Here is a 17,152-nt window from a genome sequence, read left to right on the forward strand (position 1 = left end):
TTACTCATTCTCGGGTTCGGCAGTTCCTTCTTTGTTCTTTGCGGCTCGTCCAAGACTATGGTCGACACTGCCCTGTGAGCTGTTGAAGGCTTCAAGATCCTGTGTGTCCGTTTCTTGCGAGTATTCACGCACACTGAGCGCAATTTTTCGTTCTTCAATATCAACTTTCACGACTTTGGCCGTGATGGTATCGCCAATTTTAAACACTTCTTCCAGTTTGCTTTGGCTATCCTGGCCGGTTTCACTAATATGAATCAGCCCTTCGACATCTCCCTCCAACTCGACGAACACGCCAAAATCCGCTATTTTGGCCACGGTTCCAGTGGTGGTGGCACCCACTTGGTAGCGCGAAGGAATTTCTGATTCCCAAGGATCAGGTGTGAGTTGTTTGTAGCCAAGGGAGAGACGCTCTTTTTCTTTATCAATTCTCAGAATGACAGCTTCTACTCGTTGGGTTTTTTTGAATAACTCGGAGGGATGCTTGATGTGCTTGGTCCAGGACATATCCGAAATGTGAATCAACCCATCAATGCCTTCGTCTAAGCCGATAAAAGCTCCAAAGTCTGTCACGCTTTTGACTTTGCCCTCGATGCGGGTTCCCACTGGATATCGGGCTTGAATAATATCCCAAGGATTGGGGGCGGTTTGTTTCATACCAAGAGAGATCTTCCGGCCTTGTTGATCGACGTGGAGGACCTGTGCATCGATGGCATCACCAACGGCCACCACGCGAGAGGGATGCCGGACCTCATGGGTCCAGGACATTTCCGAAACATGGACGAGACCTTCGACGCCAGGCTCGAGTTCCACGAATGCGCCATAATCTGTCAAACTCACGACCTTTCCGGCGACACGGTTTCCTTCTGGATATTTAGCGGCAATGTCCATCCACGGATCGGCGGATTTCTGCTTGAGGCCAAGAGAAATTCTTCCCGTTTCCTTGTCATATTTTAACACTAAGACTTCCAGGCGATCTCCTACGGAGAACATATCTGAAGGATGCCCAACACGGCCCCATGAAATATCCGTAATATGTAAGAGTCCATCGATACCGCCAAGATCCAAGAATGCTCCGTAGTCCGTGATGTTTTTCACGGTCCCTTCGATTTTCTGCCCTTCCGCCAAGGTGGCGAGAGTAGTTTGTCGTTTTTTGTCACGGGTTTCTTCTAGCAACGCGCGCCGTGAGATGACGACATTGCCGCGGCGATGATTAATTTTAATGATTTTAAAGGGAAAGGTTTTGCCCACGAGGCCATCGAGATCTCTGACTGGGGTTAAGTCAATTTGTGAACCTGGGAGGAAGGCTTTGACCCCAATATCGACCATCATGCCTCCCTTGATTCGGGAGATGACTTTTCCTTGTACTTCTTTTTCTTCCTGATGGGAAACTTCCAACTCTTCCCATATTTTCATTTTGTCCGCTTTTTCCTTAGACAAAACCAGATTCCCGTCGGAATCTTCACGCTGTTCAATATACACCTGAAGCTTGTCACCAATCGCCAAGGTGGGGATTTCATCGGGAAGGAATTGATTCATAGGAATCACACCTTCCGACTTATAACCAATATCGACAATCACACGGTCTTTTTGGATGGCCACGACGCGGCCTTCCGTGATAGTCCCTTCCTCAAAGTTCCGGAAGGTGTCTTCATACATTGCGGCTAGTGTCGCTTCGTCAAATTCTTCTTCAATAATGGGGTTGGACATAGTGCTCATGCTTTTCCTTAGTCTTCACTCGCAAATTCGCGACAGAGGTGATGGGGATTCCAGCGGACGTGGGAGCTAGATCACCAAGGTTTATAATGCCGGCGTTGCTGATTGGCCCACGCCACGTAAATCAGCAATCCGGTCCATGACAGTTTGACTAATCTGTTTATAGAGGGCTTTCCCCTCAAGTCGTTCCTTGTCCTGACGGAAGTCTATGGGCTGCCCGAAGGTCACTGATACCGGATGGGGGCGTAACATAGAGGCCCCGGTTGGCAACACTTCATACGTCCCGTGAAGGTACACCGGAATCACGGGACATTGGGTCTCCGCCACAATCATTCCAATTCCGGGTTTGCCAGGTTGAAGGGTTCCATCCGGCGTTCTCGTCCCTTCGGGAAAAATGACCACAGCCTTCCCGGCGTTGAGTAACTCAATGACCTGTTGGAAGGCTTTCCGATCCCAACGCTCCGTCCTTAGGGGAATCCAACCCAAAGAACGAATGATCCAGTTTATTATCCGATTCGGGAATAAATTGGCGCGTCCGACATAGAAAAGACGTCGCCATACCCCACACCCGAGTAATGGGATATCCGCATAGCTCGCATGGTTGGCGGCTAAAAGAACTCCCCCCTTACGGGGAATATATCCAGTACCTTTCGTTCGATAGCGAAGGAACAAGGCACTCAGGCATCGACAGAGGACCCACAAGATCCCATAGACAAGGGTGCTCACAAGCGAGCCGAAATGGACTCCAACATGGTGGCCACGACTTCTTCAACACTCCTAGATGAAGAATCAATCATCACGGCATCGGTCGCGGGAATCAAGGGTGCGATATTTCGCGACTGATCGCGGGCATCACGAGCCTGAATTTGGTCACGAATTTGTTGTTGATTATCTTCATGGCCTGCTTGGCGACTTTCCTGGTATCGTCGTGCGGTGCGCGTATTCAGATCGGCTTGTAAAAAAAATTTCACATCGGCATTTGGGAAGACTCGCGTTCCCATATCCCTTCCTTCAACGACAATCCCTCCGGTTTGGCCAAACCGTTGCTGAATGGGTAATAACCATTCTCTCACTTCCGGCATGGCTGCGACGGTTGAAGCGATCCGTGTGACCTCAGGAGTGCGAAGATAGGGAGTCACATCTTGAGAGTCTACGAGGGTCCTCGTGGTTGTGTCTTCCAATGTGACATGCAAGTCCATGTGTTGCAAGAGATTCTTCATGGCTATTGTGTCTGAACAATCAACCCCGGCGGTGTTTGCTTTCCACGCCACCGCGCGATACAACGCGCCGGTATCTAAATAAATGTAACCCAATTGAGTGGCCAATGCGCGGGCAGTGGTACTTTTCCCTGCGCCAGCTGGGCCATCAATGGTAATCACTAAACGTCGCGTTTGGGCAGACGCCTTCACAAGTTCCGTCGAAAAGATTGATTATTATAGGATTCAATTGGAATTTGTCAATAATTCCAATAGTTTGTCATGAAATCCAGGAAAAGAGGTTTCGATGCAATCGGTATCTTCGATTTTGGTGGGTGAGGAGGCTGTTAATGCCGCTATGGCTATGGCCATGGCCACTCGGTGATCCCCATAACTAGTGCAACGTCCGCCTTGAATTTTCGAGCCACCCTGGACAATAAACCCGTCTGGAGTCTCTTGGATATCCACATGGAGCTTTTGTAGTTCCGTGGCCATGGCTTTGATGCGATCGGTTTCTTTAACGCGTAGCTCTTCGGCCCCTGTCACTGTTGTTTGGCCCTCGGCCATGGCTGCCGCTACGCAAAAAATAGGAAATTCATCAATGGTTTTGGGTACTTGGGAAGCTCCTATGGAAATACCACGAAGTTGGGCTGTCCGAACGACCAGGTCGCCAACCGGTTCTCCAGATTCCTCACGCGGCTTTTCAATCCGAATGTTGGCTCCCATTTGTTGGAGAATATCGAGAATCCCGGTTCGAGCCGGATTGAGGCCTATGTTGGGAATGCGAACCTCGGAATCCGGAACAATGGAAGCCCCGACAATAAAGAAGGCTGCGGCGGAAAGATCGCCCGGCACAAAAAGGTCCTTGGTCTGAAATGAGGGCCGACCAGTCACTCGGATCGTATTGCCTTCCGTACTAAAGGGGATCCCCAGAAATCGGAACATTCGTTCAGTATGGTCACGGGATTGCAGCGGTTCAGTGAATCGAGTTTCCCCCTCTGCAAACAGTCCAGCCAATAACACCGAGGATTTAATCTGTGCGCTTGAGACGGGTGATAGGTAATCGATTCCCTTCAGAGGACTTCCTGTGACGGCCAATGGCGCTAATTCCCCCCCTTTTCGTCCTTGAATGTGAGCACCCATCTGTTGAAGGGGTTTCACGATGCGTCCCATCGGGCGGCTGCGCAGTGAAGCGTCCCCCGTCAACACAGAAAAAAACTGTTGTCCAGCCAAGACGCCGGTGAGAAGCCTTAGTCCGGTGCCGGAATTTCCACAATCTAAAGGTTCCGTTGGTTCGGTAAGGCCCCATAACCCTTTCCCGGAAACCTGGACCTGGTCGGTTTCGATCTGAATGAAAATTCCCAACTGTTGCAGTGCCGTAAGCGTATTCAGGCAATCTTGTCCTCGACAATATCCTCTGATCGTGGCGGATCCCTCACCCAGGGCGCTTAAGATTAATGCCCGATGGGTAATGGACTTATCACCGGGAACGTGAATCGTTCCTCTGAGCGAACCTCTGGGTGTAATGGTCAAAGAATTCATTTCAAGCGTTGCCGTGCGTCACGGGCCTTGGCGATTTCATGCTCAATCCCGGCTTCGTCATTTTGTTGAATGTACGACTTCATGCGTTGTAGATGTTTTTCAAGAGTTTCAATCATGAGGACGAGATTATCCTTATTCCATAAAAAGATATCTCTCCACATCTCAGGGGAGCTGGCGGCGATTCGTGTGGTATCGCGAAGCCCGCCACCGGAATAATTCAATAACTCGGCATCCCCCTTGGTGTGCTGTTGCAAATCACTCAACGCATTCATGAGCGCAAAGGCTGCCACATGGGGTAAGTGGCTCACGGCTCCTAAAATCCAATCATGTAAAAAGGGGTCGATTGAATGTACGTTGGATCCTGCAACTTCCCACATGTGCCGAATTTTTCCTAAGGCCTCAGCGTTGGTCCTGGCGGTTGGCGTTAAGAGGCATAAGGCGTTTTGATATAAATCACTGGTCGCCGCCCCTGCCCCGGATTTTTCCTTACCGGCAATAGGATGCGCACCGACAAAGTGTACGCCCGGAGGCATGAGAGATTCAGCTTGTTCGACGAGTGGCCCTTTTACGCTGCCCACGTCGCTGACAATGGTGCCCTCTGCGAGGTATCGGCCCCATTGTTTTAAGTGGCCGGAATAACTTTCGATGGGGGTGGCTAAAATGACGAGATCCGTTCCCGGCATGACGAGTTGAGGATCTTGAACGTGGCGGTCAATGGCCCCGATCTTGATGGCCAATTCCAAATTCTCAATAGTTCGGCCCACGCCCACGACTTGATCTGCCAGGCCTTGCTGTTTGAGAATCATGCCTAATGATCCGCCGATCAGGCCGACCCCGACAATCGTGACTTGTTTGAAATGAACAGTCATTGGGTAAACGCCGTAGGTATCTCGTCACTCGTATTTCGTGAAAAAACGAAAGGCCGAGTCAACATATTGATTATGGATTATGAATGAGAATGCTAGGTTCGGAACTCATAAAAATACGAAACACGAGATGCGAAATTAGGAACAACGATTTTGAGGTAGCTATAAATCCCGTCCTACGGCTTCAGCGATTTTTTTGAGGTCAATCATCAATTCCTTAAATCGCTTGGGCTTAATGGATTCCTCCCCGTCGCACAGGGCGCATTCTGGGTTGGAATGGACTTCAATCAACAGACCATCGGCGCCTGCCGCAATGGCGGCCTTGGCGAGGGGTGCAACAAGATTCCATTTCCCGGTGGCATGACTGGGGTCCACGATCACGGGTAAATGAGACATTTCCTTTAAGGCGGGAACCGCCGAAAGATCCAATGTATTGCGATAGTGGGTTTCAAACGTTCGAATGCCTCGTTCGCATAACATCACGTTCCGATTGCCACGTGACATGATGTATTCCGCGGATAACAAAAATTCTTTGACGGTGGCGGACATGCCGCGTTTGAGTAACACCGGTTTATCATAAGCGCCCACTTCTTTTAGGAGCTCGAAGTTTTGCATGTTGCGAGCGCCGATTTGGATTATGTCGGCCTTTTCCAAAAATATATCAGTATCTCGTGGATCAAGGATTTCGCTGACCACGGGAAGCCCAGTTTGTTTCTTGGCTTCGGCAAGAAAGTCGAGGCCTTCCCGGCCCAAGCCTTGGAAGGAATACGGGGAGGTTCGTGGCTTATAGGCCCCACCCCGTAAAATACATCCCCCTGCGGCTTTGACTTCCTTGGCAATACCCACGGTGATTTCCAGTTTTTCCACGGCACAGGGGCCAGCCATAACCACTATTCGGTTTCCACCGATTTGGATGTTCCCGATATCGATGACTGTATTCTGTTTTTGGAATTCCCGGCTAACCAATTTCCAGGGGGCCATGATTGGCGTGACGCTTTCTACACCGGGAAAGACGCTCAAAGGTTGGTTGTCCAGCAATCGTTCATCCCCAATGACGCCAATTATGGTACGTTCTTCGCCTTGGGAAATTTGGGATTTCAACCCGAGTTCGCGCAGACGATCTGTGACATGGTCAATGTCTTCTTCAGTGGCTTGTGGTTTAAAGACGATGATCATAAATGATTACTTCTCTTAATTGCTCGCGGCAGATTCCTCAAGAACCTTTTTGAGAGCCCGGACAAACCGGACGTTTTCATCGGGCTGGCCAATGGTGACGCGGATCATGGATCCCCGAATGTGCCGAACAATTACGCCCTCTTTGAGCAATCGATTGAAAATATCGTGCCCATCGCGATGGGTGTCAAAGTAGAGAAAGTTGGCTTGGCTGGGAATGGGAGACAACCTTAAATCACGGAGTTCACCTTCTAGTATCTCCATTTCGGATTCATTGAGGATACGGCTGGTAGCCACATGCTCCTCATCGCGTAACGCGGCCATCGCAGCCTTTTGCGCGAGAGCATTCGTGTTGAAGGGATTCCGTACCCGGTGTAGGTAATCCACGATTTCGGGAGTGGTCACGCCATAGCCGATGCGCAACCCGGCTAATCCGTAAATCTTGGAAAATGTTCGAAGCACGGCCACCTGTCGGTTATCCCTCACATATTGAAGGGTGTCTGGAAACTGCGGGTGCCGGACATATTCGTAATAAGCTTCATCAAAAACCACAATCACGTGATCTGGGACATTCGCCATGAACGCCGCCAATTCATCTTTGGTGACGATAGTCCCGGTGGGGTTATTTGGATTGCAGATAAAGACTAGTCGCGTACGGTCGGTGATGGCCTTGGCCATGGCCGGCAAATCATGACACCAATTTTTTAATGGGACTTCTTTGATGATCCCATGCCCACCTGTCACGGCCAGCTTATACATCACGAAGGTGTGATCTGCTATGACCGCTTCATCGCCGGGGGCGACAAAGGCTTTGACTAACAGGCTAATGATCTCATCCGATCCATTCCCTACAGCGATCTGGTTCAAAGAGACTTTTAATCGGTCGGCAAGGGCATGGGTTAAATGATGGGCGCCGCCATCCGGGTACAGATGGAGTGTTTCCGTGCTTTCACCGAGTGCGGCAATGGCTTTGGGAGAAGGCCCCAGGGGGTTTTCATTCGATGCCAGCTTGACTGCTCCTCGAATGCCTAATTCTCGCTCCAATTCGTCGAGGGGCTTTCCGGGAGAATAGGGGACGAGTTTGGCAATATCTGGATGAACGTGAAGGGGCATTTTGTATCTCGTATTTAGTATCTCGTATCTCGTGCCGGGCATTCGTATTTATTTACGAGATACGCTTCACGAGATGCGAATGATGTTTTTTTCATCAAGAGGCATGCATGGGATAGGACCCAAGAACTTTAAGAAATAAGCAGCGAGGTTTGATTTCGTCGAGGGTCCGCCGAATTCGGTCTTCGCTGTTGTGCCCTTCCACGTCGACAAAGAAAATATATTCCCAAGCTTTTCGTCTCGAGGGACGGGATTCAATCTTCGTCATGCTAATGCCATTCGACGCAAAGGGGCGAAGCAAATCGTACAGCGCGCCTGCGCGATCCTTGACCGACAGCATAATGGAGGTCTTGTCTTTTCCCGTGGGATCGGAAGCATGTTTGCAGAGGACCAAAAACCGCGTGAAATTATTAATGTTATCTTCGATTCGGGATTTTAAAATTTGCAATCCATACATTTCAGCGGCTAATTCCGAGGCAATAGCCGCTGCGGTGGGATCTTCAGTGCAGCGTTCGGCGGCGCGTGAGGTACTGGGGGTTTCCGCGACCGGCACATTGGGCAAATGAGTATCCAGCCAATTACGGCATTGGGCTAAGGCTTGGGGGTGTGAATAGATAATTTTGATGTCTTCCAAAGCGGTGGATTTTGACATCAGGTGATGGGACACTTCCTGCTCGACCTCCCCATAAATCATCAAATTCGAATCAATGAACATATCCAGAGTGTAATTCACCACCCCTTCCGTGGAATTTTCAATGGGCACCACACCGTAAATCGCCCGTCCCCGTTCCACTTCATTAAAGACTTCTTTGATTCCATTGACCGGCAAGTATTTGGCCGACTCTCCAAACTTTCCGAGCGCGGCGATATGGGTAAAGGTCGCAGGCGGGCCAAGGTAGGCCACGGTTTGCGTGCCCTCAAGAGAGAGGGACGCAGACATGATCTCACGGTAGACGGGGCGAATGGCTTCATTGGGGAACGGACCGGGGTTCTTTTTGGTCAAACGTTCGACAATTGCGGCTTCTCGACCTGGGGTGTGTAGCAAAGCATTGGGATCGGCCTTGCGCTTGGCTTTGCCAATGGCAATCACGTGTTGTGAGCGCTCATTTAGCAACCGTAGGATTTCATCATCCAGCCGATCAATTTCCTTTCGGGAATCCTCTATTTTTAGTTGCTCGCTCATACAAACTGTTTGGGAAAAACATGGGTGAAGAGTTGACCGGGAAGCATACGCAGAATCCTGGCACTTTGCAAGAAAGCTGAGAGCAGATCTGACTCGGTCGCCACGAGGTTTTTTCTCGATTTTGAATCAGTAATTTCGGTCACTCAATGGAGTGATTGCTGAATTTGACCATTCAAGGTGAGAAAAAATCCTTCGGTGAATTTCCCGCGATCCAAGTACTTTGCCTGATGATAATGAAGGAATTAATGTTCCTATTGTGATAAATGAACAAAGTCTTAACGCGAGTTTTCCCTTCTTGAGTGACCAGCCCAAGGCAATTCTCGTTGGTACAATTCGCCTACTAAAGCTTTGACATTTATATTCCACATGCTCCAACCGATAACGGGGTAAGATGTGGATAGGTAACACATAGTTGCAGCTTATGTGGGTTAGGCCCTTTTGTTTCACTGGGTTGCAATTTATGGTTATAGTCCATTCTCATTTCCAGAATGGACGGCCCTGAGTCGGTGGTGTCTGGCGCCGAGCAGGAAGGTCCGAATTCATGGGAGGGGTGACAGCTTATGGAAAGCACAGACAACCGGCGACAATTTACCCGTGTGAGGGTGAACTTGTTGACAGAACTTCGCTCCGGGGAAACCGTGGATATTGCAGGATCTTTAGCCAATGTCAGTATGAGTGGTTTATTTCTGACCTGCCCAACCCATCTCCCCATTGAGACGCCCTGTACTCTAAATTTGATGCTTGAAGGAGGTGTGGAGGCCATCACCATTCAAACAGAAGCACAGGTGATTCGAAACGATTCTGAAGGTATGGCCCTTCAGTTTACGAAAATTCTCGGCCCTGAAAGTCTTCAGCATTTGCAAAATCTCGTTATGTATAATAGTGGCGATCAGATAGATCAGGTGGAAAATGAGTTGACTCACCATGTAGGTCTTAATCCATCATAACGTGTTAAGAATCTATTACTCCCTCTCCTGCGAATCCAGATTTTGAACTTTCTTGTTCCGGTAGTTGCTGCGGGGTAACCATGGAGTTTTCCCATTTGGAAAATGGGAGAGGATTTTCAAATAATATTGCCACTGAACACCCCACGGTCCAGCTATGAGATTATTTAAATGACACGGGGTTTCGTCCCTGTATTATATAATCCACTCCTAATTTTCTTCCCATAAAAGCAATGCAGTTGTTACAATCCTCATGAAGGGTTTTTTATGGCCAATTTTTCCAAACGTCTTGTCAGCAATATCGAAGGTAATTTCTTTGTCGATTCCACATGTATCGATTGTGATACTTGTCGACAGTTAGCCCCGACAACATTTGTCGAGGATGGCAACTACTCTACGGTGTTCCACCAACCTGAAAATAAGACTGAGGAGTCTGAAGCCTATCAGGCGTTAATAGCCTGTCCGGTCGGATCAATAGGGGTGCTAGAGCATAATGACTTCGAATTCACCAAAGCGAAAGCGTCATTTCCGATGGAGCTGGAAACTGGTGTGTTGTACAACGGGTTCAATTCCGAAAAGTCATTTGGGGCGAACAGCTATTTTGTGGAACATCCTGAGGGGAATTGGCTGATCGACTCACCACGATATGTTAAGCACTTGGTCGATGCCTTCAAAGAGCGGGGCGGGATTCGGTACATTTTTTTGAGCCATGAGGATGATGTGGCCGATGCCAGCCGCTATGCGAAGGTGTTTGAGGCCACACGAATCATCCATCGGGAAGACCTTCGGGCTTTGCCAGAGGCCGAATGGGTAGTGGAGGGTGAAGACGTGGTCCAAGTAGGTCCAGAATTTTCATTCATTCCCGTACCCGGGCATACGCAGGGAAGTCTGGCTCTACTCTACAACAATCGGTTTCTCTTTTCCGGCGACCATCTTTGGTGGGATCCGATTAGGGGACAGTTAGACGCGCCCTCGGTTTTAATTTGGGATAAGGAAAAATTGATGGAATCCTTGACCCGGCTTCTGGATGTGCCGTTTGAATGGGTGCTTCCGGGCCATGGGCATAGGGCCTATTTCGAGGCTAAGACGATGCGTGGTTATGTGAAGGCCTTGGTTGAATTGCGTGCTTAGGCCAGTTCTGGGCTTAGCCCCCTTTTTCCAATTTCTTTTTCATTCGGGAGAATTGGGCTTTTTCTTTGATCCCCACTTTTGGATATTCCAACCCCAAACTTTTGAGCGTATCAACGATGATCTGAGCAACACACAGGCGCATGTACGGTTTGTCATCGGCGGGAATGGCATACCACGGGGCCCATGGTCGGGATGTGGCATTTAAGCAGTCTTCATAAGCCCTCATATATTTGCCCCAGAGTTGGCGCTCATCCACATCCGCTTGTGCAAATTTCCAGTGTTTTTGAGGATGACTCAGGCGGGACAGGAAACGTTTCTTTTGTTCAGCCTTGGAAACATTAAGCCAAAACTTCAGAATAATTGTTCCATTTCTGGCAAGATGCTTCTCATGATCAAGAATGGATTCATGCCGATCTTCCCACAGCCGTTCTAAGTCTATGTGGTTGGGGAGGCTTTGCATTTCCAAGTATTGGGAATGCACACGGACCACGAGTACCTCTTCGTAATAACTTCGGTTGAAAATCCCAATCTTTCCTCGTTCGGGGAGTCGGATGGTCGTTCGCCATAAAAAATCGTGGGCACGTTCCAATGTCGAAGGTGCTTTAAACGAGAACACCTGGCAACCAGAGGGGTCGATACCATTCATGACGGCGCGGATAGTACTATCTTTTCCCGCCGCATCCATGGCCTGAAAAATCAACAATAGAGAATACTGGCCATTGGCATAGAGCATCCTCTGCACATCATCCAACTCCTTTACTAATTTTTGGAGTTGCACCATACATGCTTTTCTCCCTGGAGCGCCTACCAATGGAATGGTCCGAGCATCTTTCACGGTGAATGTGCCGGTGTAGGGAACGAGAAAAGGATGAGAGCGGGTTTCAAACATGGAAGGGTTGTATCAGATCGAAGAGATAATTTCGAACCGAGTTTAACGGATCACTACGCATGGTTAAAAACTAAGAGAAAATTTTTCTTTTTCATGCTCACGGCATTTAGTTTTGATCAGTCATTAACCGACAAGAAGTCAGAAGGCCAAAGATAAATTTCAACGAAGGAACGGTAGCATGATCACAGCGATTGGAGATGTATTACGGCGATGTTATGAACGAGGGTGGATTACGACGCGAGATGGCAATTGCAGTGTGAAACCAGCTCGGAGCACGTATTTATATATCACGCCTTCAGGGTGGAGAAAAACCATTGTGCATCCTGAACATATGGTCAAAATTAAATTAAAAGATGGACAAATGTTTATTCCCGAGGGTGCCTCGCCTTCCGGCGAATTACATATGCATTATTTGTTGACCAAGGGGTATCCCAAAACTCGGGCGGTGGTTCATGTGCACCCTACCCATGTCGTTGCGGCCATGTATCGAGGATTTGATTTGCCGAAACTGTGTGAACAGTTTCCCGAGATTCATCGGTATACTCGGGTCGGGGCTTCTGTTCCGTTTCTTCCGGCCATTAGCACTGAGCTGGGAGATGCAACAGCGGTGGCCTTGGGTGTGACTGAAGCCAATCCCGCGGGGCAATATGATATTGTTGGTCAAGCTAACCATGGGGTCTGTGCCATGGCGTCAGATCCGTGGTCGGCCTACGAGCACATTGAACGGCTCGATCATATTTGTGAAATTGCTCTGAAAAGTGGGGTGGCGCCTTAACGGGGATCCTGATGTGTAAAGCGTGATCCCTAACGGGTATTACTTGTAAAATTTTTTATCTTTTGCATTACGTTTTCCGTTTTGCCAGCACATTGAGCCATCGGCCTTTTCGCTCCTGGTTGACGACCGTTTTCAGGAACACCACCTCCCATCCGGCCTTTCCCATCATTTGGTGCAATTCCTGTTTGTGCCACTTCGAAAGAAATCGGCCTGGAATCCATTGATTGCCCAGAAATCCTGATCCTTTTCCATGCAACAGAGTGGCTCCCAATAGTCCACCGGGCTTCGCCATGTCATGAAGTTCTTGGAAGATTCGGGGGGCGAGGGATTTGGGGGTATGAATCAGCGACGCTGCGGCCCAAATCCCATGGAACGTGAGTGGCAAGAAAGGGAGCCGTTCAATATCTGCCTGAACCAAGGACAATCTCCAGCTGCGCTTTCTTGCCACCTGAAGGAAGGGCCATGTCATATCGAGGCCCACAACATGAAACTTCTGTTGTCGAAGATATCGGCTATCTTGCCCGAGGCCGCACCCCAAGTCCAAGAGTTGGGGGTGCTTGGGAAGTTGGTGAATCCATGTGGTTAGGAGAGGAGGGGTGCGATAGGTACGACGATGCCATTCCGCAAAATAGTCCTCGGAACCAGAAGTATAAGCCTGAATGGTCCGTTTGGTGGTTAATCTAAGTGAGCTCATTCCTGAGATATTCACGCATTGCGGGTGTTCATGTGCATTTGTTTCCCTTCAGGCAGATTGGAGGCATGGATTCTGCCCTCTTGCAAGATTATCGATAGCCTGACCGATAAATTAAAGAGGGAAAAGAAAATAAAAAGGAATAGGCAATCAGCGACGGAATGAAACAATAATAATTTGGTTTCCCTGTCGCAAGGGGAGAAAGCTTTAGTTCTGTTGAACTGTCTCCAAAGGTCAAAATGATGAAACGGTGCTTCTGCAAATTCGAAGTTTCATTGGATGTGATGGGAGTCGTCTTTTGTCTTCTGGTTTCTTCTGCAACGGGAGATGTTTTAGGGCAGGAAACTTCTTCCCAAGCCACACAATCTGAAATCGCCACTGCAAATTCGGCGATCTCTCTTGGAAAATCCAATGGGAAGCGGTGGACGGTTCATTGTGAGCGCGAAGATGGGTCTCAGGGGATCTTCCGCGTGTCGTCAGATATCACCGATGAAGCCTCTCCCTTGGATATAGAATCCCAACCTGCCGCACCGCAAGTTGCGAAAGCACCCCCTACCCCAAAGCCAAAGATTGAATCTGAGCCCGCTGTCGCTCCCAAAGATGAAGACCCTTTCGGGAGTCCTACGCTCAAATGTGGAAGATTGCTCACGTTGTTGGCTATTTTTGCGACAGGTGAATCTTCAAGGCACTAATTGGCTTCCACTCGCATCTCGGGTGTCTTGTATCTCCGATAAAAGAAGGCGAGGGGCACCTCACGTGATATTAGATACAGGTGTTTCCTCAACCTCCAGAGCGATCCGATGGTTTCCCAAAAAATCTTCGACTATGAGATAGACCGAGGGCACGATGGTCAAAATGATCACCGTTCCAAATAAAATGCCGAATCCGAGTGAGATCGCCATGGGAATAATAAATCTGGCTTGTAGGGCCGTTTCAAAAATCATCGGTGCTAATCCAAAGAAGGTCGTCAAGGAGGTTAGGACGATAGGCCGAAAGCGTCTCATAGCTCCTTGAACAATGGCCTCGATCAACGGAATATGTTTTTCATCGCGAAGTTGATTGGTGGCGACGATGAGTACGAGTGAATCGTTGACGACGACCCCAGCCAACGCAATGATTCCAAAGAGACTAATGATGCTGAGACCATATCCCAAAAGAAAATGGCCGGCGACCGCTCCAATAATTCCAAAGGGAATACTGAGCATGACGATGAGTGGCTGGATATAACTTCTGAACGGAATGGCCAGTAAGCCATAAATGAGCAACATGGCTAAGGCAAACCCGACGGCCAATGCTGAGAGGGATTCTTGCTGAGAGGCTTGTTCTCCTTCCAATGAGTAATTCAGCCCAGGATATTTTTGGATTAACGCGTCCAATTCGTTGGCTGTGAGTTCGGCAATTATGGTATTCGCGTTGGCGAGTTGATCATCCACGTCGCCCGTGACTGCTACAACGCGTCGACCATCTCGGCGTTTGATTTCCGTGTAGGCATGTCCTGACTCAATCTCCGCGGCTTCGGCAAGCGGAATCTCTCCCCCTTCCTTGGTGAGTAAGATTAAATGTTCCACCGTGAAATACGAACGGCGTTCTTCCTCCGGTAGCCGAACCATCACCTTCACTTCGTTGCGTCCACGCTGTTGACGTAAGGCTTCTACCCCATAAAAGGCTCCACGGACTTGCTGTGCGAGCTGTGTCGCGTTGAGCCCCAAACTGCGACCTTCGGGTTTGATTCGGAAACTCCGTTGGGGTTTGCCTAGCGACACACCGTCATCAATGTCCGTGACTCCGGCATAATGTGACAGGGCTTCGGCCAGTTCTTTCGCGGCTGTTTCCAAAATGGGCCGGGATCGATGGGTGAGTTGAATGTCAATGGGTGCCCCACCCGTGGGACCGGTTTCGGATTTAAAGGTGAGAGACTCGAGTCCAGGGATTGTTCCGATGGCCGCCCGCCAATCATTTGAAAAATCCGCACCACTGAAATCTCGTTTATCTGCCGGAACCAGATACACCATCATGCCTACTAGATGGCTTCCGGCTAGACCCGGCGGGGCATCGGCTGGTCCTACCCGTGGCAAGGCGGAGCCAATCTGACCAAAAATGCCGCGTAAAATATCTTTGCCGCCATGTTGCTCAACGGTGGCATTAGCGCCTTGCTGAAGGCGCTGTAATACCTCTCGTGAATATTCCATGGGAGTTCCGTAAGGAAGTGTGGCTTGAGCCATAACAAGTTCGGAGTCAATGCCAGGGATGAAGCTAAAGGGAATATGTCCACCTGCCACAGTGCCTATGGCCAAGATTAATAACGCGAGCCCTATGGAGACGGTTAAATAGCGAAAAGTGAGGACCAGTCGAAGAAACGGTTGATAGCGTTCATGAATAAACGAGTGGAGAGCTTGGCTGAACTTCAGTCGTGGCCGATCGAGGACGTTCCATAATGGTGATGCCTCTCGCGTGCCGGCCAAATGCGCGGGCAAGACAAAGAGAGATTCAATCAGGGATACGAAAAATACGGCGACAACCACGGCTGGAATTTGTCGCATAAAATTGCCCATGGTGCCTGGCACGAAAAACAGGGGGAGAAAGGCTGCGACGTTCGTGAGCACCGCAAACGTGATCGGTCCGGCAATTTCCTGAGCGCCTGAAATTGCTGCTTGGAGAAATGGCATGCCCTGTTCCCGTTTTTGGTAGACGATTTCTCCGGCCATGACCGCATCGTCGACAATGATTCCCAAAGTAATAATAAAGGCAAACAACGAGATCATATTGATGGAGGCGTCGGTCAGGGGAATGAACAGGAAGGCACCAATGATGGAGGTTGGGATTCCCATCGTCACCCAAAAGGCGAGTCGAAGATCCAAGAAGAATCCCAGCAGCAATAAGACCAGAATCAATCCCAGGAACGCATTTTTTAATAACAGCTGCATGCGATCACGATAGATTTCGGATTGGTCTCCCCAAATATCTACTCGAAGGCCTTCGGGAAGTTCCGGTCGTAATTCATCGAGATAGGCGTACACATTATTGGAGACCGATTGGGGCGTTTCATGTCCCACGCGAAAGACATTCACCAGAATGGCTCGTTGCCCATTGTAAAACGCGATTTCGTCAGTATCCTCAAATCCGTCTTTTATCGTGGCAATATCCCCGACAGTGATCGTCGCGCCATCAGGGGTCGAAGCGATGGGAATTCCGGCATACTCCCGCCCAAAATCTCGGCGTTCTTGTGTTCGCAATAACACTTCCCCGCTGGTGGTTTTGACTCCGCCACCTGGAAGCTCGATCGCGGCTTCTCCGATTTCCCGAGCAATTTGGTTGAGCGTGAGTCCATACGACCGCAGATGCTGTTGGGGTACTTCAATGGAAATTTCTCGTGGACGAGCCACGGCTAGTTCCACGAGGGTGATGCCTGGCCTTTGTAACAACTCATCGCGAATTCGCTCGGCGACATCGCGGAGCGTCTGTTCTTCTTGATCGCCGTAGACCATGACGGTGAGGACCTGATGTCGTACCTCAACTAAGCTGATGATGGGTTCTTCCGCTAATTCGGGAAACGACTGAATGCTGTCAATTTCATTATTCACGTCTTGCAAGACGCTATTCGTGTTCGCGCCGGTTAAGAGTTCAATTTCGATGGATGCCTTGCCTTCATTGGCGGTTGCCGTGACTTCCTTGACACCGTCGAGCCCGCGAACTGCATCTTCGATGGAGAGGACAATGCCTTGCTCGACCTCCTCGGGGCTGGCTCCTGGATAGGCGACGGAAACACGGATCACATCGACTTCAAATTGAGGGAACACTTCCTGCTTGATCTGGGTGCTGACCAGCAGGCCCCCAAGAATAAACATGAGCATCACGAGATTCGCGGCGACTGTATGGCGTGCCATCCACGCAATGGGCCCGGATGGGGGAGGATGTGAGTCGCTAGGCGTCATAAATCCA

Annotated in this window: 15 protein-coding genes; 4 read left to right on the forward strand and 11 right to left on the reverse strand. The window is 49.5% G+C overall.

Annotation, left to right across the window (positions count from 1 at the left end):
* From PPG34_RS12375 to pheA, 8 genes are all read right to left on the reverse strand, one after another.
* The gene (locus PPG34_RS12375) at window positions 1-1,716 is read right to left on the reverse strand and encodes a 30S ribosomal protein S1 (protein ID WP_313833646.1); all 1,716 of its coding nucleotides are present in this window, start codon (window positions 1,714-1,716) and stop codon (window positions 1-3) included.
* An 81-nt stretch (window positions 1,717-1,797) separates the two neighbouring features.
* The gene (locus PPG34_RS12380; RefSeq protein ID WP_313833647.1) at window positions 1,798-2,439 is read right to left on the reverse strand and encodes a lysophospholipid acyltransferase family protein; all 642 of its coding nucleotides are present in this window, start codon (window positions 2,437-2,439) and stop codon (window positions 1,798-1,800) included.
* Window positions 2,436-3,122: a (d)CMP kinase gene (gene cmk, locus PPG34_RS12385; RefSeq protein WP_313833648.1), complete on the reverse strand. Its 687-nt coding sequence runs from the start codon at window positions 3,120-3,122 to the stop codon at window positions 2,436-2,438. The genes PPG34_RS12380 and cmk overlap by 4 nt, the downstream gene beginning before the upstream one ends.
* Window positions 3,123-3,155: 33 nt before the next feature.
* The gene (gene aroA, locus PPG34_RS12390; RefSeq protein WP_313833649.1) at window positions 3,156-4,451 is read right to left on the reverse strand and encodes a 3-phosphoshikimate 1-carboxyvinyltransferase; all 1,296 of its coding nucleotides are present in this window, start codon (window positions 4,449-4,451) and stop codon (window positions 3,156-3,158) included.
* Window positions 4,448-5,320: a prephenate dehydrogenase gene (locus PPG34_RS12395; RefSeq protein WP_313833651.1), complete on the reverse strand. Its 873-nt coding sequence runs from the start codon at window positions 5,318-5,320 to the stop codon at window positions 4,448-4,450. The genes aroA and PPG34_RS12395 overlap by 4 nt, the downstream gene beginning before the upstream one ends.
* 159 nt (window positions 5,321-5,479) lie before the next feature.
* Window positions 5,480-6,493, reverse strand: coding sequence for a 3-deoxy-7-phosphoheptulonate synthase (gene aroF / locus PPG34_RS12400; protein WP_313833652.1), 1,014 nt, complete (start codon window positions 6,491-6,493; stop codon window positions 5,480-5,482).
* 15 nt (window positions 6,494-6,508) lie between these two features.
* Window positions 6,509-7,603, reverse strand: a complete 1,095-nt coding sequence (gene hisC / locus PPG34_RS12405; RefSeq protein ID WP_313833653.1) for a histidinol-phosphate transaminase — start codon at window positions 7,601-7,603, stop codon at window positions 6,509-6,511.
* Window positions 7,604-7,697: 94 nt separating this feature from the next.
* Window positions 7,698-8,783, reverse strand: coding sequence for a prephenate dehydratase (gene pheA, locus PPG34_RS12410; RefSeq protein WP_313833654.1), 1,086 nt, complete (start codon window positions 8,781-8,783; stop codon window positions 7,698-7,700).
* A gap of 560 nt (window positions 8,784-9,343) precedes the next feature.
* Between pheA and PPG34_RS12415 the strand changes: the two genes are divergently transcribed.
* Together PPG34_RS12415 and PPG34_RS12420 are read left to right on the forward strand one after the other, a co-directional pair.
* Entirely contained in the window at window positions 9,344-9,730 is a 387-nt protein-coding gene (locus PPG34_RS12415) for a PilZ domain-containing protein (protein ID WP_313833655.1), read from the forward strand.
* A gap of 264 nt (window positions 9,731-9,994) precedes the next feature.
* Complete coding sequence (locus PPG34_RS12420; RefSeq protein ID WP_313833657.1) at window positions 9,995-10,858, forward strand: MBL fold metallo-hydrolase; 864 nt, start codon at window positions 9,995-9,997, stop codon at window positions 10,856-10,858.
* 13 nt (window positions 10,859-10,871) lie between these two features.
* Here PPG34_RS12420 and PPG34_RS12425 read toward each other — a convergent pair whose 3' ends face one another.
* Complete coding sequence (locus PPG34_RS12425; RefSeq protein ID WP_313833659.1) at window positions 10,872-11,747, reverse strand: PPK2 family polyphosphate kinase; 876 nt, start codon at window positions 11,745-11,747, stop codon at window positions 10,872-10,874.
* 178 nt (window positions 11,748-11,925) lie between these two features.
* On the opposite strand from PPG34_RS12425, the gene PPG34_RS12430 reads away from it, so the two are divergent.
* Window positions 11,926-12,522: a class II aldolase/adducin family protein gene (locus PPG34_RS12430; protein WP_313833660.1), complete on the forward strand. Its 597-nt coding sequence runs from the start codon at window positions 11,926-11,928 to the stop codon at window positions 12,520-12,522.
* 67 nt (window positions 12,523-12,589) lie between these two features.
* Here the strand turns inward: PPG34_RS12430 and PPG34_RS12435 are convergent, their stop codons facing one another.
* Entirely contained in the window at window positions 12,590-13,216 is a 627-nt protein-coding gene (locus PPG34_RS12435) for a class I SAM-dependent methyltransferase (protein ID WP_313833662.1), read from the reverse strand.
* 236 nt (window positions 13,217-13,452) lie between these two features.
* Here PPG34_RS12435 and PPG34_RS12440 point away from each other — a divergent pair, with 236 nt between their 5' ends.
* Window positions 13,453-13,905 (forward strand): hypothetical protein, encoded by a 453-nt coding sequence (locus tag PPG34_RS12440; protein WP_313833663.1) that lies wholly within the window; start codon window positions 13,453-13,455, stop codon window positions 13,903-13,905.
* 60 nt (window positions 13,906-13,965) lie between these two features.
* Here the strand turns inward: PPG34_RS12440 and PPG34_RS12445 are convergent, their stop codons facing one another.
* Complete coding sequence (locus PPG34_RS12445; RefSeq protein ID WP_313833664.1) at window positions 13,966-17,145, reverse strand: efflux RND transporter permease subunit; 3,180 nt, start codon at window positions 17,143-17,145, stop codon at window positions 13,966-13,968.
* Between the last annotated feature and the right edge of the window lie 7 nt (window positions 17,146-17,152).

Source organism: Candidatus Nitronereus thalassa, from assembly GCF_032191465.1.
GTDB lineage: Bacteria > Nitrospirota > Nitrospiria > Nitrospirales > UBA8639 > Nitronereus > Nitronereus thalassa.